Below are 25,002 nucleotides of genomic sequence, written 5' to 3'. Positions count from 1 at the left end.
TCACTCATGGATCTCATTCCGGCCCCTGACCGGGTGGAGCGGACCGAGCGCTACCTGGAGCTCGGCGACGGCTTCGGGATCGAGGCCGGGCCGGGCACCGAGGGCACCGCGCGCTGGCTGCGCGCGACGCTCGGCGCGGCGACCGGACTCGCCCTGCCGCCCAGGCAGGGGGACGAGCACGACGTCCTGCACCTGTCCGTCCGGCCCGGGCTGGGGGAGGAGGCCTACCGCCTCGTCGTCGATCCCCACGGCGTCCACCTCCAGGGCGGCTCGCCCGCCGGTGTCTTCCGGGGCGCCCAGACGCTGCGTCAGCTCCTCGGCCCCGACGCCTTCCGGCGCGCGCCCCTTCCCGGCCGTACCTGGCGGCTGCCCCTGACGGAGATCCAGGACGCGCCCCGATTCCGCTGGCGCGGCCTCATGCTCGACGTCGCCCGGCACTTCATGCCCAAGGACGGAGTGCTGCGCTGGCTCGACCTGATGGCCGCCCACAAACTCAACGTCTTCCACTTCCACTTGACGGACGACCAGGGCTGGCGCGTCGAGATCAAGCGGCACCCCCGGCTCACCGAGATCGGCTCATGGCGGGCGCGAACGAAATTCGGCCACCGGGCCTCGCCGCTGTGGGAGGAGAAGCCGCACGGTGGCTACTACACCCAGGACGACATCCGCGAGATCGTCGCCTACGCCGCCGAGCGGCATATCGCCGTCGTCCCGGAAATCGACGTACCCGGCCACTCGCAGGCCGCCATCGCCGCGTACCCGGAACTCGGCAACACCGATGTGATCGACACGACTTCCCTCTCCGTCTGGGACAACTGGGGGATCTCTCCGAACGTACTCGCCCCCACTGACAACACCCTGCGCTTCTACGAAGGGGTCTTCGAGGAAGTGCTGGAGCTGTTCCCCGGGGAGTTCGTCCACATCGGCGGTGACGAATGCCTCAAGGACCAGTGGCGGCGGTCGGCCACGGCACAGGCCCGTATCAAGGAACTCGGCGTCGGGGACGAGGACGGACTTCAGGCCTGGTTCGTACGGCACTTCGACAAGTGGCTCTCCGCGCGCGGGCGCAGGCTCATCGGCTGGGACGAGATTCTCGAGGGCGGGCTCGCGGCGGGCGCGGCGGTGTCCTCCTGGCGCGGCTACGAGGGCGGGGTGACGGCCGCGCGCGCGGGCCACGACGTCGTCATGTGCCCCGAGCAGCACGTCTACTTGGACCACCGGCAGGCCGACGGCCCCGACGAGCCGGTGCCCATCGGCTACGTCCGCACCCTGGAGGACGTCTACCGGTTCGAGCCCGTTCCGGCGGAGCTGACCCTGGACGAGGCGGCGCACGTGCTCGGCACCCAGGCCAACCTGTGGACCGAGGTGATGGAGGACCCCGCGCGCGTGGACTACCAGGCGTTCCCCCGGCTCGCGGCCTTCGCCGAGGTCGCCTGGAGCGGCCTGCCGGCCCCCGCCGAGCGGGACTTCGCCGACTTCGAGCGGCGGATGGCCGCCCATTACCGGCGACTTGACGCCCTCGGCGTCGGCTACCGGCCGCCCACGGGTCCCCTGCCCTGGCAGCGGCGCCCCGGTGTGCCGGGTCGCCCGATCGAGGGGGCGCCGCCGCACAAGTAGCGGAGAAACCCCGGCAGGATCACTGAAGAGAGGCAATTCGCTCACACCGGTGATGCCGTACGAAAACGGACCATCTCCCTGATGAGGTGGGCGAATGCCTCCTACCGGACCCCGTTCTTCGGGCCCTGCGAAGATGTGCCAGAGTTGCCACGTCCGCCCTGTCAGCACGTACCGTACGGCAGCAACAGGCGGGACCAGCTGGGACCAGGTGGGGCAGCGGGAAGGGGCAGCCGGTTTGACCACGCACGCACCGCAGGCGGCGCAGGCCGTCACGCTGCCCACGACGCTCGACGAGGCCGTGGCGGCACTGGCCGCCACGCCCGCCGCCGTGCCCGTCGCGGGCGGCACCGATCTCATGGCCGCGGTGAACTCCGGCCAGCTCAGGCCCGCCGCGCTGGTCGGCCTCGGCCGGATCAGCGAGATCCGCGGCTGGCAGTACCTGGACGGGCACGCCCTGCTCGGCGCCGGGCTCACGCACGCGCGCATGGGCCGCCCCGACTTCGCCGCCCTCATCCCCGCGCTCGCCGCCTCCGCGCGCGCCGCGGGCCCGCCGCAGATCCGCAACGCGGGCACCCTGGGCGGCAACATCGCCACCGCGTCCCCCACCGGCGACGCGCTCCCGGTGCTGGCCGCCCTGGAGGCGACGCTGATCATCGCGGGCCAGGGCGGAGCCCGCCGGGAGATCCCGGTGTCGCATCTGCTGGCCGGGGTGGACATGCTGCGCGGCGGCGAGCTCATCGGCTTCGTGCGCGTGCCGCTGCTGCACGCGCCGCAGGTCTTCCTCAAGGCCACCGGCCGCACCGGCCCCGGCCGGGCCATCGCCTCCGTCGCGCTGGTCCTCGACCCCGCCCGGCGCGGAGTCAGGTGCGCCGTAGGAGCCATAGCGCCGATGCCGCTGCGGCCCCTGGACGCCGAGCAGTGGGTCGGCCGGCTGATCGACTGGGACAACAACCGCGCGCTCGTCCCGGAGGCGCTGCACGCCTTCGGCGAGTACGTCGCCGCGGCCTGCATCCCCGACCCGGCCCCGGAGCCCGACGGCTCCGTGCAGCAGCTTCCGCCCGCCGTACTGCACCTGCGGCGCACCGTCGCCGCGCTGGCCCGACGAGCACTGGGGAGGGCACTGTCGTGACCGACGACCAGCACGGAGAAGGCGCCGCGCCCCACGGCGGCGGCCGCTGGGACCCGCTGCCCCAGGGCGACTACGACGACGGCGCCACCGCCTTCGTGAAGCTCCCCGAGGGCGGCATCGACGCGCTGCTGGCCTCCGACAGCCCGCTCGCGGCGCGAGGCCACGGCTATGTGCCGCCGCAGATAACGGCGGCGCCCGGCGGCACGGCGGACACCGACCCGGCGGCCACCGGCGGCTGGGCCGCGACCCCGGCCGGTGGCGCGCAGTGGCCCGACCCCAACGCCGTGCCGCAGGACGGGCACCAGACCGGGAACGACCAGTTCACGTACCACCCGGGGGCGACCGGGCAGTGGACCTTCCAGGACGCGTCGGACTCCGCCCCGGCGCCCGGCCACGACGTCACGGGACAGTGGTCCATCCCCGTCGCCGGGGGTGACCTTCCGGACGAATCGGGCGAGTTCACCACGTCGTCCCTCGTCGAGCAGTGGGGCGGCGGCACGCCTCCGGCCACACTGCCCGGCGGCGCGCCGGCCCCCTGGGCGACGCAGACGGGACAGCCGTGGGACACCGGGGCGGTGGACGCCGGGCAGCCGGCGGCTCCCGGAGCCGAGCTCGGACACGCGCACGTCCCCGCCGACGGCGGTCATGGCCTGCCGGCCGGCGACGAGCACGTACACGTGCCGCCGGAGGCCGCGGGTGACGCGGACGTCCACGCGCGCGTGGAGGCGGGCTTGGACGAGTCCGCCCCGGACGCGGTGCACGCCTCCGCCGAGCCATCGGACCACCCCTCCGACGCCGCCCCCGCCGCAGCCGCCTCACAGCCCTCTGCGGGCGACGGTGAGGACGCCGTCGCGGCCGAGGCCCCCGAGGGCTCCCAGGGGGCCGTGGAAGCCGCTGAAGAGGCGTCCGAGCCGCCCGTCGAGCACGCCCCGGACGGCGACACCGCTCCCGCGGCCGAGGACGCGGAAGAGAACACCGCCGAACAGCCCCCCGCCTTCCCCGGCGAGGAACACCCCCTCGCCGCCTACGTCCTGCGCGTCAACGGCGTCGACCGGCCCGTGGCCGACGCCTGGATCGGCGAGTCGCTGCTCTACGTGCTGCGTGAGCGGCTCGGCCTCGCCGGGGCCAAGGACGGCTGCTCGCAGGGCGAGTGCGGGGCCTGCAACGTCCAGGTGGACGGGCGGCTCGTCGCCTCCTGCCTGGTCCCCGCCGTCACCGCCGCCGGCAGCGAGGTCCGGACCGTCGAGGGCCTCGCCGAGGACGGCCGCCCCTCCGACGTGCAGCGGGCGCTCGCCCGGTGCGGCGCCGTGCAGTGCGGCTTCTGCGTGCCGGGCATGGCGATGACCGTGCACGACCTGCTGGAGGGCAACCCGGCGCCGACCGAGCTGGAGACCCGCCAGGCGCTGTGCGGCAACCTGTGCCGCTGCTCCGGCTACCGGGGCGTCGTCGACGCCGTCAAGGAGGTCGTCGCCGAGCGCGAGGCACACGCCGCCGCGAACTCCGAGTCGGACGGCGACGAGGCACGTATTCCCCACCAGGCGGGCCCGGGAGCCGGCGGTGTGAATCCGTCGGCCTTCGAGCCGCGGCACGACCAGGCGTACGGAACGGACGGAGGCCAGGCGTGAGCAACGAAGCCGCCACGGCGACCACTCCCGCGGAGGCAGCCCCTGCCCCCGAGCCGATCCCGCACGGCCTCGGCGCCTCCCTCCCGGCCGCCGACGCGCGCGCCAAGTCCGAGGGCACGTTCCCGTACGCGGCCGACCTGTGGGCCGAGGGCCTGCTGTGGGCGGCCGTGCTGCGCTCCCCGCACCCGCACGCGCGCATCGTGTCCATCGACACGACCCACGCGCGGGAGATGCCCGGCGTCCGCGCGGTCATCACCCACGAGGACGTCCCCGGCCACCCGCTGTACGGCCGCGGCAAGGCCGACCGCCCGGTCTTCGCCTCCGAGGTCGTACGCCACCACGGCGAGCCCATCGCGGCCGTCGCCGCCGACCACCCCGACACCGCGCGGATGGCCGCCGCGGCCGTCATCGTCGAGTACGAGGTGCTCGACCCGGTCACCGACCCCGAGCTGGCCTTCGAGGCCGAGCCGCTGCACGCCGACGGCAATCTGATCCGGCACATCCCGCTGCACCACGGCGACCCGGCCGCGACCGGCGAGATCGTCGTCGAGGGCCAGTACCGCATCGGCCGCCAGGATCCGGCCCCCATCGGCGCCGAGGCCGGACTCGCCGTGCCCCGCCCCGACGGCGGCGTCGAGCTCTACCTCGCCTCCACCGACCCGCACACCGACCGGGACACCGCCGCCGCCTGCTACGGCCTGGAACCCGAGCGCGTCAAGATCGTCGTCACCGGCGTCCCCGGCGCCACGGCCGACCGCGAGGACCAGGGCATCCAGCTCCCGCTCGGCCTGCTCGCGCTCAAGACGGGCTGCCCGGTGAAACTCACGGCCACGCGCGAGGAGTCCTTCCTCGGCCACGCCCACCGCCACCCCACCCTCCTGCGCTACCGCCACCACGCCGACGCCGACGGCAAGCTGGTGAAGGTCGAGGCGCAGATCCTGCTCGACGCGGGCGCCTACGCCGACACCTCCTCCGAGGCGCTCGCCGCCGCCGTCGGCTTCGCCTGCGGCCCCTATGTCGTCCCGAACGCCTTCATCGAGGGCTGGGCCGTGCGCACCAACAACCCGCCCTCCGGCCATGTCCGCGGCGAGGGCGCCATGCAGGTGTGCGCCGCCTACGAGGCCCAGATGGACAAGCTGGCGAAGAAGCTGGGCATCGACCCCGCGGAACTCCGGCTGCGCAACGCCATGGCCACCGGCGACGTCCTGCCGACCGGCCAGACCGTGACCTGCCCGGCCCCGGTCGCCGAACTCCTCCAGGCGGTACGGGACTTCCCGCTGCCCGCGCTGCCCAAGGACACCCCCGAGGACGAGTGGCTGCTGCCCGGCGGCCCCGAAGGCGCGGGTGAACCGGGCGCGATCCGCCGCGGCGTGGGCTACGGCCTGGGCATGGTGCACATGCTCGGCGCCGAGGGCGCCGACGAGGTCTCCACGGCCACCGTCAAGGTCCACGACGGCATCGCGACCGTGCTCTGCGCGGCCGTCGAGACCGGCCAGGGCTTCACCACGCTGGCCCGCCAGATCGTCCAGGAGACCCTCGGCATCGACGAGGTCCACGTGGCCCCCGTCGACACCGACCAGCCCCCGGCCGGCGCGGGCTGCCGAGGCCGCCACACCTGGGTCTCCGGCGGCGCGGTGGAACGCGCGGCGAAGATGGTCCGCACCCAGCTCCTCCAGCCGCTGGCGCACAAGTTCGGGATGTCCACCGAGCTGCTCCAGATCACCGACGGCAAGATCACCTCGTACGACGGCGTCCTGTCGACCACCGTCACCGAGGCCCTGGACGGCAAGGAGCTGTGGGCCACCGCCCAGTGCCGCCCGCACCCGACGGAACCGCTCGACGCGCAGGGCCAGGGCGACGCGTTCGTCGGCATGGCCTTCTGCGCGATCCGCGCGGTGGTCGACGTCGACATCGAACTCGGCTCCGTCCGGGTCGTCGAACTCGCCGTCGCCCAGGACGTCGGGCGGGTGCTGAACCCGGCGCAGCTGGCGGCCCGAATCGAGGCCGGTGTCACCCAGGGCGTGGGCATCGCGCTGACCGAGAACCTGCGCACCGCGCGCGGGCTGATCCGGCACCCGGACCTCACCGGGTACGCGCTGCCGACGGCCCTGGACGCGCCGGACATCCGGATCGTGAAGCTCGTCGAGGAACGGGACGTGGTCGCGCCCTTCGGCGCGAAGGCGGTGAGCGCGGTGCCGGTGGTGACGTCACCGGCGGCCGTCGCCTCCGCCGTACGGGCCGCGACCGGCCGCCCGGTGAACCGGCTGCCGATCCGCCCGCAGGCCGCGGTGGTGACGGGACAGTGAGCTCCCAGGACCCCGACCTGGACCCGCAGCGCTACGAACCGCCGCCCAGCGTCGGGAAGTTGCTGGTGTGGATCCTGGTGTTCGCGCTCGCCGCGCTGGTGGTCGTGCTGGGCGGTGTGTACCTGACGTGACCCGCGGGGGCGGTCTCGTGATGCGCGGGTGCGTGTGACGTGATGCTCGGCGGGGAGCGGTGGAGGCGATTCTGGCGGGGAGGCAACGCGCCAGGGTGGTTCGAGCGTCTCTGTGTCGTGGGGCGTTGCCGTGTCGCCCGGCGGTCCGGCTGTCGGGGCCGTTGTCAGTGGTGCGGCGTAGTGTTCCGGTCAGTGGGGAACGACGGCGAGATCTTCACGACGAACCCGCCCTGCCCTGCCCTGCCCTGCTCGGGGACACGGAGCCCCGCTCGGGGACACAGAGCTCGCACGCACGGGGGAACGATGAGCACGACCGGCACCGCACCCGCGGTGATCACCTTGACCGACGACGACCTGGAGCGCCTCGTCACGCACGCGTCCACGCGCACCTGGCTGACGGGCCCCGGACTGCCCACCGAGATCGGCCTGTTGAGCTTCGCGGAGCTCGGCCGCGAGGGCCTGCGGACCCTGACGGACGCGACCGGCGACCCCGACGGGCGGCTGGCCGTGGACATGCGGGACCAGCTGGTCATAGGCGGACTGCTCGACGACGAGGGCCGGGAGACCGAGTCGGTCCTGCTCGACGGCGTGACGGGCGAGGTGTCGACGACCGAGTTCTGGTGGGACCGCCCGGACCTGATGGAGCGCCGCCCGCTCGCCCCGTCGCTGGAGAAGCTGGTGCGCTTCGCGACGGCGACGGAGGAACTGACTCAGCTGCGCGGCCAGTTCGCGGCCTACGCCGACCGGCACGGCCCGCAGGTGGCGGCGGAGGCCTCGCGGCAGCTGCTCGCGATCTTCGAGGAGGGCACGGGCGGCGAGGTGCCGGCGTTGTGGCGGGCGGCTGCCCTGATCCGTCCGCTGTCCCTGACGGCGGGTCCCGGCAGGGCCTCGGGGCTGGCGCTGGACCTTCCGTCCCGGTTGCTGGACCAGGAGTTCGGGCAGGGCGAGATCTGGCGCTTCGAGGAGGTCGACTTCCCCGCGACGCTCACCCATGAACCCACCCGCCGCTTCCTGCGCGACACGGGCCTGCCCGAGGACACAGCGCTCTTCCGTCTGGACACGGACGTCCCGCTGCCGACCCTGGCCGAGCACCACGCAGACGACCCGGCGGCCGAACTCCCCGACGGCGCCGACCACTTGATACGCCTCGGCCATCTCGTCGAGGACAGCAGCCTGGTGGTCGACGGCCGGACCGGCGCGGTCCTGCACTGGAGCGAGCCCGAGGCGGTGCTCCACCCGCTGAACACGGACGTCTCCACGCTCGCCTTCACGCTCTGGCTGCTGAGCCGCGAGGCGACGCTCGACGAGGAGCTGTCGCAGGGCCGCGACCGCGTGCTGGGCGAGCCGCTGGGGCCGCACGCCCAGCTGGCGGCCACGATGATCCAGGTCCTGTCGACCGTCGACCGCACCGGCAGCGCACCGGACGCCGACTGGCACTACTGGACGGAGGCGCTGCGGGACGAGGCGGGCGGCCTGCTCTGACCGCACCCGCCTCGGCCCTTCCAGCCCACTCCTCCGGCGACTCCGGTGCCGGTGCCTCGGGTGACTCCAGGACCGGATGGGGCCGGGTACGGGCCGCGGCCTCCCTCTTTAATAATCAGTCAACTCCCGTTCCCCTCAGGTAAGTTCGGGCGCGACCGGTTGTTCGAAGAGAGGACCGCTGCTGTGCGCAAGCTCCACCGTCGAATGACGACCGCCCTCGGGGTGGCCGCGGCCTCCGCGTCGGCGCTCGCCCTGGGCATCGCCCCCGCCCAGGCCGCCGGTGAGGTCTACGAGGCCTCCAACTCCATCGTCTCGTCGGACGTCACCGCGAAGACGTACTTCGCCGCCGACGGCGAGATCCTCACCGCCCTCGACATGCTGAAGGACGGCCACGGCACGGCCGCCCAGTGGCGCTACAACTCCAGCTCCTCGACCCACTCGTACTACAACGGCAACGGCTACGCCGTCGCCAAGGACTGGGACCTGTCCTTCGCCGAGGGCACCACCCTCCAGATCCGCGCCTGCCTCCAGGACGGCTCGGACGGCACCCCGTACAGGTGCGGCGGCTGGGAGTACGCCAGGGCCTGACCCCGACCAGCCGAAAGGGCGGCACCCCCACCGGGGCGCCGCCCTTTCGGCGCGCTCGACACAGAGGCCGTGGCGGGAATTGAACCCACGTACCTCGCTTTGCAGGCGAGTCCCTAAGCCACTCGGGCACACGGCCGTTCACCGGGATCAGAGCCTCGGACTCCGTTCCGACCTCGGTGAGACGACCGTACGGGCGGGGCGAGAAGGGGCTCAAGGGAATCGCCCGCCCTGCAACGGGACTGCCATACGCCGTTCATGAAAGGCGCGGGCACGGCCCTGGTCGTACGACCAAGGTCCCAGCGTCAGCCCGCCCCCCGACAGGGGTCAAACCCGGCTTCGGCCCTTACCCTGGCGACCATGACCACCCTCGAACCGCGCGACGCCGACGTCGCGGAAACCGCCCCTGACCTGCCCGCCGGTATCGAGGACGGAGTGCTGAGCCGGTCCTACCGGGCGCTCAGTGTCGGGATCGTGTCGGTCGTGCTGCTCATCGCCTTCGAGGCGACCGCGGTCGGGACGGCGATGCCGGTGGCGGCGCGGGAGCTGGACGGGGTGTCGCTGTACGCGTTCGCGTTCTCGGGGTACTTCACGACCTCGCTGCTCGGGATGGTCCTCTCTGGCCAGTGGTCCGACCGGCGGGGGCCGCTCGGCCCGCTGACCACCGGGATCGCCGCCTTCGCCGCCGGGCTGATGCTGTCCGGCACCGCGGGGGCGATGTGGCTGTTCATCCTCGGGCGGGCCGTGCAGGGGTTCGGCGGCGGGCTGGTCATCGTCGCGTTGTACGTCGTCGTCGGGCGGGCCTACCCCGAGCGGCTGCGGCCCGCGATCATGGCCGCCTTCGCCGCGGGCTGGGTGGTGCCGTCGATCGTCGGGCCGCTCGCGGCGGGCGCGGTGACCGAGCATCTCGGGTGGCGGTGGGTGTTCGTCGGCATCCCCGTACTCGTCGTCTTCCCCCTCGCCCTCGCGCTGCCGCAGATCCGCCGGCGGGCGGCCGGGCCGGTCGACGGCAAGGCCGGGGGCGCGTTCGACCGGCGTCGCATCCGCCTCGCCCTCGGCATCTCGCTGGGTGCGGGACTGTTGCAGTACGCCGCCCAGGATCTGAGGTGGCTCTCCCTGCTCCCGGGCGTCGCGGGCGCCGCGCTCCTCGTGCCGGCCGTGCTGGGGCTGCTGCCCCGCGGCACCTACCGGGCCGCCCGCGGCCTGCCCTCCGTCGTACTGCTGCGCGGGGTCGCCGCGGGGTCCTTCATCGCCGCCGAGTCCTTCGTACCGCTGATGCTGGTCACCCAGCGGGGGCTCACGCCGACGCTCGCCGGGTTCTCGCTCGCGGCGGGCGGGCTGACATGGGCGCTGGGGTCGTGGGTGCAGTCACGGGCGCGGGTGGAGCCGTACCGGGAGCGGCTGATGACGGCCGGGATGGTGCTGGTGGCGGCGTCGATCGCGGCGGCGCCGAGTGTGCTGATCGACTCGGTGCCGGCCTGGACGGTCGCGGTGGCGTGGGCCTTCGGGTGCTTCGGCATGGGCCTGGTGATCTCGTCGACCAGCGTGCTGCTGCTCCAGCTCTCCGCCCCCGAGGAGGCCGGCACCAACTCCGCGTCCCTCCAGATCTCCGACGCCCTCGCCAACGTCGTCCTGCTGGCCGCGGGCGGCGCCGCGTTCGCGTCCCTGGGCGGCGGCGCGGTGAGCCATACGGCGACGGAGGCGACGGAGGCGTCCGGTGCGGGGTCTCATCCGGCGGCGTTCGCGGCGGTGTTCCTGCCGATGGCGGGGGTGGCGTTGGTGGGGGCTTGGGTGACGCGGCGGTTGCGGGTCGAATCTCGATGACACCGAGTGGTACCGCGTAGTACCGTCGAGGTATGGCTGGACTGAATCTGCGTTTCACGGACGAAGAGCTTGATGCCCTGCGTGAGCGTGCGGCGGCGGAAGGACGCAGCATGCAGGCGTTCGCGCACGACGCGGTGATCGCGGCCATAAACGAGCACTCACGTCTGTTCAACGAGGCGGCGGATCACGTCCTGAAGGCGAGCGCCGAGCTGAACCGGAGGCTCGCCTGATGCACTACCTCACGTTGCCCGAGCTGCTGAACCTGGCGATGCGGCTCGGGGCAGATGAGGTGCGTGACTACGGGCTGCTGGACTCGGCCTCGGCCCGTCCGCAGTCCAGCGTGTTCGGGCAGGACGCCTATCCGGACGTATGGCAGAAGGCTGCCGCACTGATGGAGTCGCTGGCCCGCAACCACGCGCTCGTCGACGGGAACAAGCGCATCGCCTGGTACGCGACCTGGGTTTTCCTGCACATGAACGGGCACCCCTTGGACGCCGGCTTCGACGTGGACGAGGCCGAGCGCTTCGTTTTCGACGTCTGTCAGGGCGCCCTGGACGTGCCCAAGATCGCGGCCCATCTGCCGCGCTTCGCGCGCTGACTGTGACCTCGGTCCCACCCACCGGCGACCCGGCCCCGTCCGCGCGTTGACACCGCCGGGGCGCCGGTAAGGTGACCCGGTCGTCATACGCACCGGACCCCTACGGAGACCGTGACTACCACCGCCGCCTCCACCACCACGTCCCACCACCTCTCGCCCGCCTTCCCCGGCCGTGCCCCCTGGGGCACCGCCAGCAAGCTGCGTGCCTGGCAGCAGGGGGCGATGGAGAAGTACATCCAGGAGCAGCCGCGTGACTTCCTCGCGGTGGCGACCCCGGGCGCCGGCAAGACGACCTTCGCCCTCACCCTCGCCTCCTGGCTGCTGCACCACCACGTCGTGCAGCAGGTGACCGTGGTCGCGCCGACCGAGCATCTGAAGAAGCAGTGGGCCGAGGCGGCCGCCCGGATAGGGATCAAGCTGGACCCGGAGTACAGCGCGGGCCCGCTCGGCAAGGACTACCACGGCGTCGCCGTGACGTACGCCGGCGTCGGCGTCCGCCCCATGCTGCACCGCAACCGCGTCGAGCAGCGCAAGACCCTCGTCATCCTCGACGAGATCCACCACGCCGGTGACTCCAAGTCCTGGGGCGAGGCCTGCCTCGAAGCCTTCGAGCCCGCCACCCGCCGGCTCGCGCTCACCGGTACGCCGTTCCGGTCCGACACCAACCCCATCCCCTTCGTGACGTACGAGGAGGGGAACGACGGGATCCGGAGGTCCGCCGCCGACTACACCTACGGCTACGGGAACGCGCTCGCCGACCATGTCGTGCGCCCGGTGATCTTCCTGTCCTACAGCGGCAACATGCGCTGGCGGACGAAGGCCGGCGACGAGATCGCCGCCCGGCTCGGCGAGCCCATGACCAAGGACGCCATCTCGCAGGCCTGGCGTACGGCGCTCGACCCGCGCGGTGAGTGGATGCCGAGCGTGCTGCGCGCCGCCGACCAGCGGCTCACCGAGGTCCGCAAGGCCATCCCGGACGCGGGCGCGCTCGTCATCGCCTCCGACCAGGACTCCGCACGTGCGTACGCCAAGCTGATCCGTGAGATCACGGGGACGAAGGCGACGCTCGTGCTCTCCGACGACGCGGGCGCGTCCAAGCGCATCGACGACTTCAGCGAGAGCAACGACCGCTGGATGGTGGCCGTCAGGATGGTGTCGGAAGGCGTCGACGTGCCGCGCCTCGCCGTCGGGGTGTACGCCACCACCATCTCCACGCCCCTCTTCTTCGCGCAGGCCGTCGGGCGTTTCGTGCGGTCCCGGCGGCGTGGTGAGACCGCCTCCGTGTTCCTCCCGACCGTCCCCGACCTCCTCACCTTCGCCAACGAGATGGAGGTGGAGCGGGACCACGCCCTCGACAAGCCGAAGAAGGAGGGCGAGGAGGACCCGTACGCCGAGTCCGAGAAGGAGATGGAGGAGGCGAACAAGGAGCAGGACGAGGACACCGGCGAGCAGGAGCAGTTCGCCTTCGAGGCGCTGGAGTCGGAGGCCGTCTTCGACCGGGTGCTGTACGACGGCGCCGAGTTCGGCATGCAGGCGCACCCGGGCAGCGAGGAGGAGCAGGACTACCTCGGCATCCCCGGCCTCCTCGAACCCGACCAGGTGCAGCTGCTGCTCCAGAAGCGGCAGGCCCGGCAGATCGCGCACAGCCGCAAGAAGCCGGACGCCGAGGCGGACCTGCTGGAACTGCCCGCCGAGCGGCGGCCCGTCGTCTCCCACAAGGAGATGATGGAGCTGCGGAAGCAGCTCAACACGATGGTGAGTGCTTACGTCCACCAGAGCGGCAAGCCGCACGGCGTCATCCACACCGAGCTGCGCCGGGTGTGCGGCGGACCGCCGAGCGCCGAGGCCACGGCCGGGCAGCTGCGGCAGCGCATCGCCAAGGTGCAGGAGTGGGCCACCCGGATGCGCTGAGCCGCTGGCCGAGGGGGCGCGGGGCGTGTCAGATGCTGTGCCCGCAGGATGCTGTGCGCCGTACGTATCAGGACAAACAGAAGTACTCCGTACCGGCCAGTGACCGGATTCTGGACGGAGCCTTCCGCTCAGCGAACCGGCTTCGCTAATGTCCCGCTACGCACACGCCCCGTGGCAGCGCCGCCGCGGAGCGCAGCCGTGAAGCGACGCGGCCCGGTACGCATGCCGGGCCGCCGGCCGATCGGCGGCCTCTGACGCGCGTCACCGACGGGACTCGATGACGCACCGCCGCGACAAGGCCGCCGACCTCACCACTTGGAGGAGTGGGCGTCGTGACCGCGGAGACCTCTCAGACGCTCGACCGAGGACTGCGTGTCCTCAAGCTGCTGGCCGATACGGACCACGGGCTGACCGTCACCGAGCTATCCAACAAACTGGGCGTGAACCGGACTGTCGTCTACCGGTTGCTCGCCACCCTCGAACAGCACGCTCTCGTACGACGTGATCTGGGCGGACGTGCCCGGGTCGGCCTCGGCGTGCTCCGCCTGGGCCGCCAGGTGCATCCGCTGGTGCGCGAGGCCGCGTTGCCGGCCCTGCGTTCCCTCGCCGAGGACATCGGGGCCACGGCCCATCTCACGCTGGTGGACGGGGCGGAGGCGCTGGCCGTCGCCGTGGTCGAGCCGACGTGGACGGACTACCACGTGGCCTACCGTGCCGGGTTCCGCCACCCCCTGGACCGGGGCGCCGCGGGCCGGGCGATCCTGTCCGCCCGCACCCAGCCGCCCGGCGAGCCGGGCTACACCCTCACCCACGGCGAACTGGAGGCCGGAGCCAGCGGCGCCGCCGCCCCGCTGCTCGGCGTCACGGGCGTCGAGGGCAGTGTCGGCGTGGTGATGCTGGCGGACGCGGTGCCCGAACGGGTGGGCCCGCGCGTGATGGACGCGGCACGGGAGGTGGCGGAGGCATTGCGCTGAGGGGTTCGGCGAGGGGAACGGGGTGGCCGCGGGCCACCCCGTGGCCGGAAGTGACCGTCGCGTTAGATTGATCCCGTGCTCTCTCGCCTCACGCGCCCCCGGGCCGTCGCCGTCTGCGCCCTGCCCGTCGTGGCCCTGCTCGCCACCGCGGCGTTCGCGCCCCTGCCGTTCTCGCTGACGCAGCCCGGCATGACGGCGAACGTCCTCGGCGAGAACCAGGACACCCCGGTGATCACGATCACGGGTGCCGAGACGCGTAAGACGACCGGGCAGCTGCGGATGACGACCATCGAGGCGACCAATCCGGACACCCGGGTCTCGCTCGGGGACGTGCTCGACGCGTGGTTCGCCACGGACCAGGCGGTCATGCCGCGCGACTCGGTCTACCCGAGCGGCCAGTCCACGCAGCAGATCGAGCGGCACAACACCGAGCAGATGAAGCAGTCCCAGGACGCGGCGACCGAGGCCGCGCTGAACTACCTGGACCTCTCCGACAAGAACATCAAGGTCACCCTGAAGCTGGCGGACGTGGGCGGCCCCAGTGCCGGGCTCCTCTTCTCCCTCGGCATCGTCGACAAGCTGCACGGCGACGGCAACGGCGGTGACCTCACGGGCGGCCGGGTGATCGCCGGTACGGGCACGATCGACGCCGACGGGACAGTGGGCGCGGTGGGCGGCGTCTCCCTGAAGACGCAGGCGGCGAAGCGGGACGGGGCGACGGTGTTCCTCGTCCCCGAGGACGAATGCGGCGACGCGAAGGCGGAACTCCCGAAGGGGCTGCGACTCATCCCGGTGACGACGCTGAAGGGGGCGGTGGGCTCCCTCGTGGCGCTGGAGTCGGGGAAGGGTTCGGTTCCGAGCTGTTAGGCGAGGGCGGGGCGGGGGCTCGCCGCGAGACGCAGACCGAGCTCTACGAGGGTCCAGCCGACGCGGGAGCGCAGGGCGCGTGGGGGCTTGGCCTCGGTGGCGAGGCGGTGGGCCTCGGCTTGGGCGCGGAGGTCGGCGGCGCGGAGCTGGTGCAGGGCGAGGTGGGTCTCGGGGTCTATCACTGGGGTTCCTTTCCGTCCGTCGTGATGGGGAAGGCGTGGGTGTGGATGCGTACCTGAGCCGTGTCGTCGCTCGCGGGTAGATCGCGGTAGGTCTCGATCAGCGCGTGCATCTTCTCGATGAGCTCGCGGCTCTGCTCCGGCGTCAGCTGTAGCGTCGCGCTGCTCATGTCCCAGACCCGGTTCCATGCCTCCGGCCAGGTGGCGCGGTTTCCCAGCCAGGTGGAGAGGTTCTGGACCTGGGTGGTGGCGACCTCATGGAGGTACAGGTCGGCGGCCCCGCGGACGGCAGGGTCGCTGTCCGTGAGGAGGGCGTCGTCGAAGGTCAGCCCGGTGTGGACTGCTTTCCACCAGCGCTCCCGACCCTTACCGCGCTCGGGATCGTCGGCCACGAAGCCGTGCGCGGCGAGCTGGCGCAGGTGATAACTGGTGGCCCCGCTCGACTCGCCCAGCTTCTCGGCGAGTTGGGACGCGGTGGCGGGCCCTCCGAAGCGCAGGGCGTCGAGCAACTGCATCCGCAGGGGATGCGCCAGCCCCCGCAGTGAACGCGCGTCTAGTTTCCGTAGGTTCGGCTCTTCCGGCATGCGTACAAAGATAGCTATGCAAAGGTTCCTTTGCAACGCCTTCTTTGTAAGTCGCCGGAAGTCGGGTCACCGCCGGAGGCCGGGTCACCCCTCCTTCACGAACCCCTCCGCCTTCATCCAGTCCAGCGCCACCTGGTGCGGATCCTCCCCGTCCACGTCCACCCTGGCGTTCAGCTCCTGCGCCACCGTGTTGTTCAGTTTCTTCGTGACCGGGTCCAGGACCTTCTCGATCGCCGGCCACTTCTTCAGGGCCTTGGAGTTGATCTCGGGAGCGGCGTTGTAGTTGGGGAAGAACTTCCTGTCGTCCCGCATGACCGCGAGGTTCATGGACCTGATGCGGCCGTCGGTCGTGAAGACCTCGCCGTAGGTGCAGCTGCCCTTCTTCACCTGGGTGTAGATGATCCCGGTGTCCATCTGCGTGATGTTCTTCGCCGGCACGCTCATCCCGTACGCCTTCTCCATGCCCGGCAACCCGTCCGCGCGGTTGGCGAACTCGCTCTCCACGCACAGCGTCACCGCACCGGGATCGGACTTCGACAGCGCGGCCACGTCCGACAGCGTCTTCGTGCCGTACTTCTGGGCGTTGGCCGCGTTCATGGCCAGCGCGTACGTGTTGTTCAGTGCCGCGGGGGGCAGCCATGTCAGGCCGTTCCTCAGGTCGGCCTCGCGCACCGCCTCCCACTGCGCCCGCGGGTCGGCGATGGGCTCGCTGTTGCCCTGGTACGTGATCCACGCGGTACCGGTGTACTCGTACATCCCGTCCGCGTCACCGGACTTGACCGCCTCCCGCGCTCCGATGGATCCCTGGATGCCGGTGCGGTCGAGTACGTCCGCGCCCGCCGCCTCGAACGCGATCCCCATGATCGCGCCCAGGATCAGCTGTTCCGTGAACTCCTTCGAGGTGACCGTCAGGCTCGCGCCCTTCAGTGGTTCCCCGGCGCCGATCGACCCCGGCCGCACGTCGTCGACCATGGGGGAGCCGCTCGTCAGACCGCAGGCAGAGGCCAGCAGCAACACCACGCCGGTGAGAGCAACCGCCCGCTTCATCGCCCCACCTCCAACCCCCGGGGCCTGAGCACCAGTTCCGCGAGCGAGGCCAGCCAGTCCACCAGCAGCGCCAGAGCCACCGTGAGGATCGAGCCCAGCATCAGCACCGGCATGCGCTGGTTGGTGATGCCGGTCGTGATCAGGACCCCCAGGCCACCACCGCCGCCGAACGTCGCCAGCGTCGCCGTACCGACGTTGAGGACCAGGGCGGTTCGGACGCCCGCGAGGATCAGGGGGACCGCGAGCGGGAGTTCCACCCGGGTCAGCACTCCCACCGACGACATCCCGATGCCCCGCGCGGCCTCCAGCAGCGTCGGGTCGTTGGCCTTCAGGCCCGCGATCGTGTTCGACAGCACCGGGAGCACCGCGTAGATGATGATGCCGATCAGCGCCGCCTTCGTCCCCGTGCCCAGCCAGATCACCAGCAGCGCGAGGAGGCCGATCGCCGGGGTCGCCTGGCCCATGTTGGCGACGGCCATGGCGACCGGGGTGGCCTTCCGGAACATCTTCCGGGTCAGCAGGATGCCCAGCGGGATCGCGATGATCAGTACGAAGAAGGTGGAGATCACCGTCAGCTTCACATGCTGCCAGAGGGCCTTAGACACCTGCCCGTTGGACAGCGCGTTCTCGGAGATCGAGTCCAGGTCCGCCTGCTGGAACCACAGCCAGGTCGCCAGCAGCACCGCCACCAGGACGGCCGGCAGGAAGGTCAGCTTCTGCCAGGTGATCCTGCGCCGCAGGTCCACCTGCGGCGCAGGCGCCTCCCGCTCCTCCAGGGATTCCAGGGATTCCAGGGACTCCGGGGAGTCCGGGGAGTCCTCCTGCCGCTCCAGGTCGGGGACGCTCACGCCTTCTTCTCCCCTCCGTCGCCCTCCTGTTCGGCGTGGGTCTGCGCGGCCCTGGCCTCCTCCAGCTCGTGCTGGTGCTCCATGGCCTCCAGCCGGTCCGCCTCCAGCAGTTCGTGCACGGAGTTCATCAGCGTCTCCATGTCGACGACGCCCGTGTACTCCCCGCGCCGCCCGGTCACCGCCACCCGCCCCGCGTTGTCCGTCAGCACGGCCTCCAGCGCGTCCCGCAGGGTCGCGTCCCGCGTCACCGTGTCGTGGACCAGCGTCCCGGCCCGCGCCAGCGAACCCTTCGCCCGCATCAGGTCGCCGCGCCGCAGCCACTTGTAGGGGCGGCCCCGCTTGTCCAGGAGCAGGATCTCGTTCGTACCGCTGTCCCGGAGCCGGTTGAAGATGTCCTGGAGCGGGTCGTCGACGGTCACCGTGGGGTAGTCGGTGATCTCCACGTTCCGTACGCGGGTCAGATTCAGGCGCTTCAGCGCCGCGCCCGCCCCCACGAACCCCGACACGAAGTCGTCCGCCGGGTTGGTGAGGATCGCCTCCGGGGTGTCGAACTGCGCGATGTGCGAGCGTTCGCGCAACACGGCGATACGGTCGCCCAGTTTGATCGCCTCGTCGAAGTCGTGCGTGACGAACACGATCGTCTTGTGCAGCTCGTGCTGGAGCCTGATCAACTCGTCCTGGAGATGGTCCCGGGTGATCGGGTCGACCGCGCCGAACGGCTCGTCCATCAGCAGCACCGGTGGATCCGCCGCCAACGCCCGGGCCACGCCCACGCGTTGCTGCTGGCCGCCGGAGAGCTGACGCGGATACCGGCCGTGGAACTCGCCCGGGTCGAGCCCCACCAGGTCCAGCAGCTCCTCCACCCGGTCCTTGATCCGGGTCTTCCCCCAGCCGACCATCTTCGGCACCAGCGCGATGTTCTGCGCGACCGTCATGTGCGGGAACAGCCCTGCCGACTGGATCGCATAGCCCACCTTGCGGCGCAGCTTGACCGGATCGATGTCGGTCACGTCCTCACCGTTGATCCGGATGCGGCCACCCGACGGCTCGATCAACCTGTTGATCATCTTGAGCGTCGTCGACTTACCGCAGCCGGACGGACCGACGAAGATGACGATCTCGCCCGCCTTGATCTCCATGGAGACGTTGTCGACGGACGGCTGCGGATTGCCGGGATACCTCTTGGTCAGGTTCTCCAGCTCGATCGACGCGCCGGAGGCGGTGGACGTGGACGTCTCAGACACGGATCCCCCTGGGAATGGTCAGCCGCCCGATCAGGACGTACGCGGCGTCGAACAGCAGGGCCAGGACGATGATCCCGAGCGTGCCCGCGAGCACCTGGTTGAGCGCGTTCTTGCTGCCCAGCGACGCGATCCCGCGGAAGATCTCGTTGCCGAGGCCGGGGCCGGAGGCGTAGGCGGCGATGGCCGCGATGCCCATCAGCATCTGCGTGGAGACGCGGATCCCGGTCAGGATCGGCGGCCAGGCCAGCGGCAGCTCGACCCGCACCAGCCGCATCGGCCGGGACATCCCGATGCCCGTCGCCGCGTCCACCAGCGACGGATCGACCCCGCGCAGGCCGACGATCGCGTTGCGCACGATCGGCAGCAGCCCGTACAGGGTCAGCGTGATCACCGTGGGGGGTACGCCGAGACCGACCATCGGGATCAGCAGACCGATCATGGCGAGCGACGGGATGGTCAGAATGGTCGACGTGGTCAGCGTGGCGAGGTTCCCGGCCCATTCGCTGCGATAGGTGACGACCCCGATCAGCACCCCGAGCAGCGTCGCCACCACCATGCACTGGAAGACGGCGCTGGCGTGCTGATAGGCGTCGGTGAGCAGCTGCTGATGGCGGTTGCCGAGATACTCCCAGAAGCTCACACGCGGTCACCCCAGGTAGGTCAGGTCCTCTCCTCGTCCTCCGCCGCCTGTTCCACCAGCGGGATGATCCGCAGCGGAACCGGGTTCTCCATCACGATCGCCGTGGCGGCCCGGACGATCCCATCGAAACCGACAACCCGGTCGATCACCCGCTGAAGATCCGCGTTGGACCGGGCCACCAGGCGGCACAGCATGTCCCCGGAGCCCGTGGTCGTGTGCAGTTCCAAAACCTCCGGCACGGTCGCCAAGTGGGCGCGTACGTCCGGGCCTTGCCCCTGACGGATCTGGAGCGTGGCGAACGCGGTCACCGGGTAGCCCAGGGCCGCCGGGTCCACCTCGGGACCGAATCCGCGGATGACGCCATTCGACTGAAGGCGGTCCAGGCGCGCCTGCACCGTCCCGCGGGCCACCCCCAGCCGCCGGGACATCTCCAGCACCCCGATCCGGGGCTCCCGCGCCAGCAGCACGATGATCCGTCCGTCCAGTCCGTCGATCCCCACGAGCGTCACCCTTCCCGGTGGTCATCCTGTACAGAGAGCCTGCCGACAAGGACCCGGCATCGGACAGATTGTCCAGCGAATTCGCATTCCATTGCTCATCTTGCCGCCACGGGGGAACGCTGCCTATATGACGCAGACCACACACCAGACCCCCGACACCGCCCGGCGGGCCGACCCCTTCCCGGTCAAGGGAATGGACGCGGTCGTCTTCGCCGTCGGCAACGCCAAGCAGGCGGCGCACTACTACTCCAGCGCCTTCGGCATGCGGCTGGTCGCCTACTCCGGACCGGAGAACGGCAGCCGCGAGACCGCGAGCTACGTCCTGGAGAACGGCTCCGCCCGGTTCGTCCTCACCTCCGTCATCAAGCCCGCCACCACCTGGGGCCACTTCCTGGCCCGGCACGTGGCCGAGCACGGCGACGGCGTCGTCGACCTCGCCATCGAGGTCCCGGACGCCCGCCGCGCGTACGCCTACGCGATCGATGACGGCGCGACGAGCGTCACCGAACCCCACGAGCTGAAGGACGAGCACGGCACCGTCGTCCTGGCCGCGATCGCCACGTACGGCGAGACCCGCCACACCCTCGTCGAGCGCGCGGAGTACGACGGCCCCTACCTCCCCGGCTTCGTCGCCGCGAGCCCCCTCGTCGAGCCGCCCGCCCACCGCACCTTCCAGGCCATCGACCACTGCGTCGGCAACGTCGAACTCGGCCGGATGAACGAATGGGTCGGCTTCTACAACAAGGTCATGGGCTTCACGAACATGAAGGAGTTCGTGGGCGACGACATCGCCACCGAGTACAGCGCGCTGATGTCCAAGGTCGTCGCCGACGGCACGCTCAAGGTCAAGTTCCCGATCAACGAGCCCGCCGTCGCCAAGAAGAAGTCCCAGATCGACGAGTACCTGGAGTTCTACGGCGGGGCCGGCGTCCAGCACATCGCGCTGAACACCGGCGACATCGTCGAGACCGTACGGACCATGCGGGCGGCCGGGGTCCGGTTCCTCGACACCCCCGACTCGTACTACGACACCCTCGGCGAGTGGGTCGGCGACACCCGGGTCCCCGTCGAGACCCTGCGTGAGCTGAAGATCCTCGCCGACCGCGACGAGGACGGCTATCTGCTACAGATCTTCACCAAGCCGGTCCAGGACCGGCCGACCGTGTTCTTCGAGATCATCGAGCGGCACGGCTCGATGGGCTTCGGCAAGGGCAACTTCAAGGCCCTCTTCGAGGCGATCGAACGCGAGCAGGCCCGCCGCGGCAACCTGTGAAGCCGCGACAACCTGTGACGCCGCTGCAACCTGTGAAAGTGCCGTGAATCCACAAGCGCTTTCGCATCATCTTGAAACCGGTGAACGGGAGTTGACACTCTCTGGTCCTGTGGATGCCGTCAGGGCGTCCGTGGCACCCGGGGAGCACCACCGTGACCGACCGCGTCGACCTCGACGTACCGGCGAAGCGCCGGCTGAAGGAGAAGGCCCTGCACGAGGGCACGGTCCTCCAGTCCTTCGCCTTCGACGAGGTCCACCAGCACCTGTACGTCCTCCAGGTCCGCCGCGGCGGCATCGGCGCCGGCAACCTCTGCCTCAACAAGCTCGAGTACGACGGCACGTTGCTCGGCCACATGCACCTCCAGGGCTTCGGGCACGGCGTCAGCATGGGTGTGCAGAACGCCGCCGACGGCAAGGTGTGGATCTGGACCGAGAGCGAGGCGAAGCGCGGCTACGGCCAGTCCGTCACCCGCTTCCAGTTCGCCGCGGGCGCCACCCGCACCGTCGCGGACGTCAACACCCGCAAGCCGATACCGGGTTCGACCAACAACCAGCCCACGGTCTGCATGGCGAGCAAGCGCATAGCCGTCCGCTACCGCATCAAGGGCAAGCCCCGCTACCGGGTCTGGGACCTCGACGCCTTCGTCCACCGCGCGTACGACGACCCCATCACCGACATCGCCCAGCCCGCCCCGCACCCCGACCCCAAGATCCCCTTCCAGGGGTACGCCCTGCACGGCGACCACCTCTACCAACTCGCCGGCACCGCCTACGACCCCAAAACCAACCCGGCCGCCAAGTTCGGCAACGCCCACCTCTCCTGCGTCGACCTCACCACCGGCGAACTGCTCCAGCGCATGCGCACTCAGGCCGGCCGCTCCCTCACCCACCGCGAGCCGGAGGGCCTCGCCGTCCGCCACCGGACCGGGAAGGGCCTCTACCTCGGCCTCGCGTCGGGCGCGGCCGGCGCCCGCCGGTTCTCCCTGTACGCCAAGCCATTGGCCTAGCCGAGCCACTGTCGTAGTCGAGCCACCGTCGTAGCCGAGCCACCGTCGTAGCCGAGCCACCGTCGTCGTACGGCCGTAGGCTGGCCCCATGGCGAGGATCAACGACGTGGGCGGCACCCAGGGCTTCGGCGCGATCGACACCGCCGACGACACCGAACCCTTCCACGCGGACTGGGAGGCCCGGGTCGTCGGCCTCTTCAACACCCTGCGCGCCCAAGGCCTGTTCAACACCAACGAGTTCCGGGACGCCATCGAGTCGATGCCGCCCGCCGAGTACCTGGCGGCCTCGTACTACGAGCGCTGGTTCACCGCGATCGTCACCCTGCTGGAGGCCAAGGGCGTGCTGGAACGGGGCGAGTTGGATGACTGACGGCGACCGCTTCCCGCCCGGCACCCGGGTCCGCACCTTCCCCCACGACCCGCCGCACCACACCCGTCTGCCCCGCTACGCCCGCGGCAAGCGAGGCGTGGTCGTCGAGCCCGAGGGCCCCGCGGAGCTCGCCGACATCAGCGCACAGGGCCGCGGGGACGCGCCGGTCGAGCAGATCTACGCGGTCCGCTTCGCGGCCCGTGACCTGTGGGGCGAGGGCGACCACCACGTCGTACTGGACCTGTGGGAAAGCTACTTGGAGGAGGACCCCGACCGTGACCGGTGAGCACCTGGACGCGACGATCGCCCGGCGGGTACGGCGCCTCGAAACCCTGCTGGAGGAGAAGGGCCTGATCACCGGAGAGCGGGTGGACGAGGCCATCGACGCCTTCCTCGCCTCCTCCGCCCCGGCGAACGGCGCCCGGGTGGTGGCCCGTGCCTGGACCGACGAGGCCTTCAGGTCCCGCCTCCTCGCCGACGGCACGGCCGCCGTGCGGGAACTCGGCTACATGGAAGGCTCGTACCAGCGCCTGCGCGTCGTCGAGAACACCGCCGACACGCACAACGTCGTCGTCTGCACCCTCTGCTCCTGCTACCCGCTGCGCCTGCTCGGTCCGTCGCCCAGCTGGTACAAGTCCGAGGCGTACCGCTCCCGGGTGGTCCGCGAACCCCGGTCCGTGCTGCGGGAGTTCGGCCTGGAGCTGCCCGACACCGTCGCCGTCACGGTGTGGGACTCCAGCGCCGAGAGCCGCTACATGGTCCTGCCGCGCAGGCCGGAGGGTACGGAGGGGCTGGCGGAGGAGGAGCTGGCGGCGTTGGTCACGCGCAACGCGCTGATCGGCACGGCTGCCCTGTGACCGACTCCGGTACCTCCGAGGACGGTTCGGCGCCCAGCTCCGTCAACGCCTCCCGAGCCGCGCGCACATGGAGCGGCGAGAAGTACGGGTTGATCCGCAGCGCCTCCTGAAGATGCCGTCGCGCGGGCCCCTGCTGCTCCAACTCCCGCTCGATCATGCCTCGATGGAAGGCGTACAGCGCACTGCGGACGCCGCCCCCGTGCACCTTGTCCGTCGCCCGCACCGCGTACCGCAGTGCCTCCTCGTCCTCCCCGGCCCGGTGCAGCGCCCACCCCAGTGCGTCGGCCACCGCGATCCCCGGCTGGCGCCGCCACTCCGCCCGCAACCGCCGTACAGCGGACGCGGGATCACCGTGGTCGGCCTCGAACACCCCGAGCACGAGTTCCTCGTCGGCCCCGCCCGCGGCGGCGCTGCGCACCCGCGCCCGCAGCAGGTCGTACTGCGCCCGCGCCGCCTGCCGCAGCCCCAGCGACTCGTACAACTCACCCAGTTCCAAGGCGTATTGCGGGCTCGGCTGGTTGGTCAGCGCCAACCGGTACGCGCTCAGCGCCTCCGACGTCCGCCCCAGCGCCGCCAGCGCCCGCCCCTGCCCGGCCTGCGCGGCCCGCAGGTCGGGGTCGAAGCGCACCGCCTCCCGGAAGTTCCGCAGGGCGACCTCCCGTTCCCCGCGCTCCCAGGCCAGCTGCCCCACCCGCTCCAGGTACGCCGCCCGCTCGGCCGGCGCCTTCGCGCCCGCCGCCGCGTCGGAGAGCTGCGCCATCGCGTCCTCACGCCAGCCCCGGTCCCGGTACACCGCCCCGGCCCTCGCCATCACCGCCGGCCCGCCCCGCAGTTCCTGGAGCCGCTCCAGCGCCCGCCCCGCGGCCTTCCAGTCGCCGAGCCCGGTGTAGGCGTCGATCAGCAGCGGATACGTCGTCCAGCGCTTCGCGTCCAGCTTCCGCGCGGCCTCACCCCACGTCCGCGCCGCCCGGAAGTCCCGCCGCGCGTTCGCCAGCGCCGCCATTCCGTCGTAGGCGGCGGCGCTCCTCTCCACCCGCAGCGAGGTCCGCAGCGCCCGGTCGGCCTTCGGGTAGTACGCCGACTGCGCCGTCCGCCGCCCCTGCTCGACGTACGCCGCCCCGAGCAGCGCCCACGACTCGGCGTCCCGCGGGTTCCTCCGCAGATGCGTCTCCCGCTCACCGATCAGCACCGCGAGGTCCGGCAGCGCGGCCGGCACCCCCGCCGACACCGCCGTGAGCGCCTGCGCGCCCGGCGCCGGCGGCACGGCCGCCCGCGGGCCCGTCCGCTGCACCGGCACCACCATCAGCGTCCCGCCGAGCACCAGACACCCGGCGAGGGCGGCGACCAGTCCCCAGCGGCCGACGCGTCCGCCCCGCCGGGCCTCCTCTTGGTTCTCCATGGCGC

General features: G+C 71.5%; 26 protein-coding genes and 1 tRNA gene. 18 read left to right on the top strand and 9 right to left on the bottom strand.

Features of this window, described 5'->3' with window-relative positions:
- The first annotated feature begins 6 nt into the window (after positions 1-6).
- The 7 genes from EJC51_RS20060 (at position 7) to EJC51_RS20035 (ending at position 8,878) form a co-directional block, all read left to right on the top strand.
- On the top strand, positions 7-1,617 hold the full coding sequence (locus EJC51_RS20060; protein ID WP_126272358.1) for a beta-N-acetylhexosaminidase: 1,611 nt from the start codon (positions 7-9) through the stop codon (positions 1,615-1,617).
- A 235-nt stretch (positions 1,618-1,852) separates the two neighbouring features.
- On the top strand, positions 1,853-2,746 hold the full coding sequence (locus tag EJC51_RS20055) for an FAD binding domain-containing protein (protein ID WP_126272357.1): 894 nt from the start codon (positions 1,853-1,855) through the stop codon (positions 2,744-2,746).
- A complete protein-coding gene (locus EJC51_RS20050) occupies positions 2,743-4,371 on the top strand; it encodes a 2Fe-2S iron-sulfur cluster-binding protein (RefSeq protein WP_126272356.1) in 1,629 nt (542 codons plus the stop codon). Before EJC51_RS20055 ends, EJC51_RS20050 begins: the two co-directional genes overlap by 4 nt.
- On the top strand, positions 4,368-6,677 hold the full coding sequence (locus EJC51_RS20045; RefSeq protein WP_126272355.1) for a xanthine dehydrogenase family protein molybdopterin-binding subunit: 2,310 nt from the start codon (positions 4,368-4,370) through the stop codon (positions 6,675-6,677). Before EJC51_RS20050 ends, EJC51_RS20045 begins: the two co-directional genes overlap by 4 nt.
- Positions 6,674-6,808, top strand: a complete 135-nt coding sequence (locus EJC51_RS49190) for a hypothetical protein (RefSeq protein WP_279631353.1) — start codon at positions 6,674-6,676, stop codon at positions 6,806-6,808. Before EJC51_RS20045 ends, EJC51_RS49190 begins: the two co-directional genes overlap by 4 nt.
- 303 nt (positions 6,809-7,111) lie before the next feature.
- Positions 7,112-8,290 (top strand): SUKH-4 family immunity protein, encoded by a 1,179-nt coding sequence (locus EJC51_RS20040; protein ID WP_126272354.1) that lies wholly within the window; start codon positions 7,112-7,114, stop codon positions 8,288-8,290.
- Between the two features lie 204 nt (positions 8,291-8,494).
- Positions 8,495-8,878 (top strand): hypothetical protein, encoded by a 384-nt coding sequence (locus tag EJC51_RS20035; protein WP_126272353.1) that lies wholly within the window; start codon positions 8,495-8,497, stop codon positions 8,876-8,878.
- Between the two features lie 64 nt (positions 8,879-8,942).
- On the opposite strand, the gene EJC51_RS20030 is transcribed toward EJC51_RS20035, so the two are convergent.
- A tRNA-Cys gene (locus EJC51_RS20030) sits at positions 8,943-9,014 on the bottom strand.
- Positions 9,015-9,235: 221 nt separating this feature from the next.
- On the opposite strand from EJC51_RS20030, the gene EJC51_RS20025 reads away from it, so the two are divergent.
- The 6 genes from EJC51_RS20025 to EJC51_RS20000 all read left to right on the top strand — a co-directional run bounded on the left by EJC51_RS20025 (position 9,236) and on the right by EJC51_RS20000 (position 15,049).
- Complete coding sequence (locus tag EJC51_RS20025; protein ID WP_126272352.1) at positions 9,236-10,699, top strand: MFS transporter; 1,464 nt, start codon at positions 9,236-9,238, stop codon at positions 10,697-10,699.
- Positions 10,700-10,731: 32 nt separating this feature from the next.
- Entirely contained in the window at positions 10,732-10,929 is a 198-nt protein-coding gene (locus EJC51_RS20020) for a hypothetical protein (protein ID WP_123761049.1), read from the top strand.
- On the top strand, positions 10,929-11,297 hold the full coding sequence (locus EJC51_RS20015) for a type II toxin-antitoxin system death-on-curing family toxin (RefSeq protein ID WP_126272351.1): 369 nt from the start codon (positions 10,929-10,931) through the stop codon (positions 11,295-11,297). The genes EJC51_RS20020 and EJC51_RS20015 overlap by 1 nt, the downstream gene beginning before the upstream one ends.
- Positions 11,298-11,408: 111 nt before the next feature.
- Positions 11,409-13,208, top strand: a complete 1,800-nt coding sequence (locus tag EJC51_RS20010) for a DEAD/DEAH box helicase (protein ID WP_126272350.1) — start codon at positions 11,409-11,411, stop codon at positions 13,206-13,208.
- A gap of 332 nt (positions 13,209-13,540) precedes the next feature.
- A complete protein-coding gene (locus tag EJC51_RS20005; RefSeq protein WP_126272349.1) occupies positions 13,541-14,182 on the top strand; it encodes an IclR family transcriptional regulator in 642 nt (213 codons plus the stop codon).
- 75 nt (positions 14,183-14,257) lie between these two features.
- Positions 14,258-15,049 (top strand): YlbL family protein, encoded by a 792-nt coding sequence (locus EJC51_RS20000; RefSeq protein WP_126272348.1) that lies wholly within the window; start codon positions 14,258-14,260, stop codon positions 15,047-15,049.
- Here EJC51_RS20000 and EJC51_RS19995 read toward each other — a convergent pair.
- The 7 genes from EJC51_RS19995 to EJC51_RS19965 form a co-directional block, all read right to left on the bottom strand.
- Positions 15,046-15,228, bottom strand: a complete 183-nt coding sequence (locus tag EJC51_RS19995; RefSeq protein WP_126277050.1) for a hypothetical protein — start codon at positions 15,226-15,228, stop codon at positions 15,046-15,048. The genes EJC51_RS20000 and EJC51_RS19995 overlap by 4 nt on opposite strands.
- Entirely contained in the window at positions 15,228-15,812 is a 585-nt protein-coding gene (locus EJC51_RS19990) for an ArsR/SmtB family transcription factor (protein ID WP_126272347.1), read from the bottom strand. Before EJC51_RS19990 ends, EJC51_RS19995 begins: the two co-directional genes overlap by 1 nt.
- 84 nt (positions 15,813-15,896) lie before the next feature.
- The gene (locus EJC51_RS19985; protein WP_126272346.1) at positions 15,897-16,859 is read right to left on the bottom strand and encodes a glycine betaine ABC transporter substrate-binding protein; all 963 of its coding nucleotides are present in this window, start codon (positions 16,857-16,859) and stop codon (positions 15,897-15,899) included.
- Positions 16,856-17,644 carry an ABC transporter permease gene (locus EJC51_RS19980; RefSeq protein WP_244363405.1) on the bottom strand — a complete coding sequence of 263 codons (789 nt, stop codon included), beginning with the start codon at positions 17,642-17,644 and terminating at the stop codon, positions 16,856-16,858. The genes EJC51_RS19985 and EJC51_RS19980 overlap by 4 nt, the downstream gene beginning before the upstream one ends.
- 59 nt (positions 17,645-17,703) lie before the next feature.
- Positions 17,704-18,951: a betaine/proline/choline family ABC transporter ATP-binding protein gene (locus tag EJC51_RS19975; RefSeq protein ID WP_126272344.1), complete on the bottom strand. Its 1,248-nt coding sequence runs from the start codon at positions 18,949-18,951 to the stop codon at positions 17,704-17,706.
- Complete coding sequence (locus EJC51_RS19970; protein ID WP_126272343.1) at positions 18,944-19,591, bottom strand: ABC transporter permease; 648 nt, start codon at positions 19,589-19,591, stop codon at positions 18,944-18,946. The genes EJC51_RS19975 and EJC51_RS19970 overlap by 8 nt, the downstream gene beginning before the upstream one ends.
- 20 nt (positions 19,592-19,611) lie before the next feature.
- Positions 19,612-20,091, bottom strand: coding sequence for an Lrp/AsnC family transcriptional regulator (locus EJC51_RS19965; protein WP_126272342.1), 480 nt, complete (start codon positions 20,089-20,091; stop codon positions 19,612-19,614).
- A 127-nt stretch (positions 20,092-20,218) separates the two neighbouring features.
- On the opposite strand from EJC51_RS19965, the gene hppD reads away from it, so the two are divergent.
- The 5 genes from hppD (at position 20,219) to nthA (ending at position 23,598) form a co-directional block, all read left to right on the top strand.
- The gene (gene hppD / locus EJC51_RS19960) at positions 20,219-21,364 is read left to right on the top strand and encodes a 4-hydroxyphenylpyruvate dioxygenase (RefSeq protein ID WP_126272341.1); all 1,146 of its coding nucleotides are present in this window, start codon (positions 20,219-20,221) and stop codon (positions 21,362-21,364) included.
- 152 nt (positions 21,365-21,516) lie between these two features.
- Entirely contained in the window at positions 21,517-22,371 is an 855-nt protein-coding gene (locus tag EJC51_RS19955; protein WP_244362755.1) for a phage baseplate protein, read from the top strand.
- Between the two features lie 88 nt (positions 22,372-22,459).
- Positions 22,460-22,741 carry an SH3-like domain-containing protein gene (locus EJC51_RS49185; protein WP_126272339.1) on the top strand — a complete coding sequence of 94 codons (282 nt, stop codon included), beginning with the start codon at positions 22,460-22,462 and terminating at the stop codon, positions 22,739-22,741.
- Positions 22,734-23,027 carry an SH3-like domain-containing protein gene (locus tag EJC51_RS49180; protein ID WP_126272338.1) on the top strand — a complete coding sequence of 98 codons (294 nt, stop codon included), beginning with the start codon at positions 22,734-22,736 and terminating at the stop codon, positions 23,025-23,027. Before EJC51_RS49185 ends, EJC51_RS49180 begins: the two co-directional genes overlap by 8 nt.
- Positions 23,017-23,598 carry a nitrile hydratase subunit alpha gene (gene nthA / locus EJC51_RS19940; RefSeq protein WP_126272337.1) on the top strand — a complete coding sequence of 194 codons (582 nt, stop codon included), beginning with the start codon at positions 23,017-23,019 and terminating at the stop codon, positions 23,596-23,598. Before EJC51_RS49180 ends, nthA begins: the two co-directional genes overlap by 11 nt.
- On the opposite strand, the gene EJC51_RS19935 is transcribed toward nthA, so the two are convergent.
- A complete protein-coding gene (locus tag EJC51_RS19935; RefSeq protein ID WP_126272336.1) occupies positions 23,561-24,997 on the bottom strand; it encodes a tetratricopeptide repeat protein in 1,437 nt (478 codons plus the stop codon). The genes nthA and EJC51_RS19935 overlap by 38 nt on opposite strands.
- Between the last annotated feature and the right edge of the window lie 5 nt (positions 24,998-25,002).

It is taken from the genome of Streptomyces aquilus (assembly GCF_003955715.1).
GTDB lineage: Bacteria > Actinomycetota > Actinomycetes > Streptomycetales > Streptomycetaceae > Streptomyces > Streptomyces aquilus.
This window is presented reverse-complemented; position numbering and strand designations above follow the sequence as displayed.

Excerpts from the sequence above, each read along its gene's own strand:
- EJC51_RS49180 (WP_126272338.1), top strand. The coding sequence starts at position 22,734 with ATGACTGACGGCGACCGCTTCCCGCCCGGCACCCGGGTCCGCACCTTC.
- EJC51_RS20060 (WP_126272358.1), top strand. The coding sequence starts at position 7 with ATGGATCTCATTCCGGCCCCTGACCGGGTGGAGCGGACCGAGCGCTAC.
- EJC51_RS20020 (WP_123761049.1), top strand. The coding sequence starts at position 10,732 with ATGGCTGGACTGAATCTGCGTTTCACGGACGAAGAGCTTGATGCCCTG.
- EJC51_RS20015 (WP_126272351.1), top strand. The coding sequence starts at position 10,929 with ATGCACTACCTCACGTTGCCCGAGCTGCTGAACCTGGCGATGCGGCTC.
- EJC51_RS49185 (WP_126272339.1), top strand. The coding sequence starts at position 22,460 with ATGGCGAGGATCAACGACGTGGGCGGCACCCAGGGCTTCGGCGCGATC.
- hppD (WP_126272341.1), top strand. The coding sequence starts at position 20,219 with ATGACGCAGACCACACACCAGACCCCCGACACCGCCCGGCGGGCCGAC.
- EJC51_RS20040 (WP_126272354.1), top strand. The coding sequence starts at position 7,112 with ATGAGCACGACCGGCACCGCACCCGCGGTGATCACCTTGACCGACGAC.
- EJC51_RS19935 (WP_126272336.1), bottom strand. The coding sequence starts at position 24,997 with ATGGAGAACCAAGAGGAGGCCCGGCGGGGCGGACGCGTCGGCCGCTGG.
- EJC51_RS19990 (WP_126272347.1), bottom strand. The coding sequence starts at position 15,812 with ATGCCGGAAGAGCCGAACCTACGGAAACTAGACGCGCGTTCACTGCGG.
- EJC51_RS20035 (WP_126272353.1), top strand. The coding sequence starts at position 8,495 with ATGACGACCGCCCTCGGGGTGGCCGCGGCCTCCGCGTCGGCGCTCGCC.
- EJC51_RS20025 (WP_126272352.1), top strand. The coding sequence starts at position 9,236 with ATGACCACCCTCGAACCGCGCGACGCCGACGTCGCGGAAACCGCCCCT.
- EJC51_RS19985 (WP_126272346.1), bottom strand. The coding sequence starts at position 16,859 with ATGAAGCGGGCGGTTGCTCTCACCGGCGTGGTGTTGCTGCTGGCCTCT.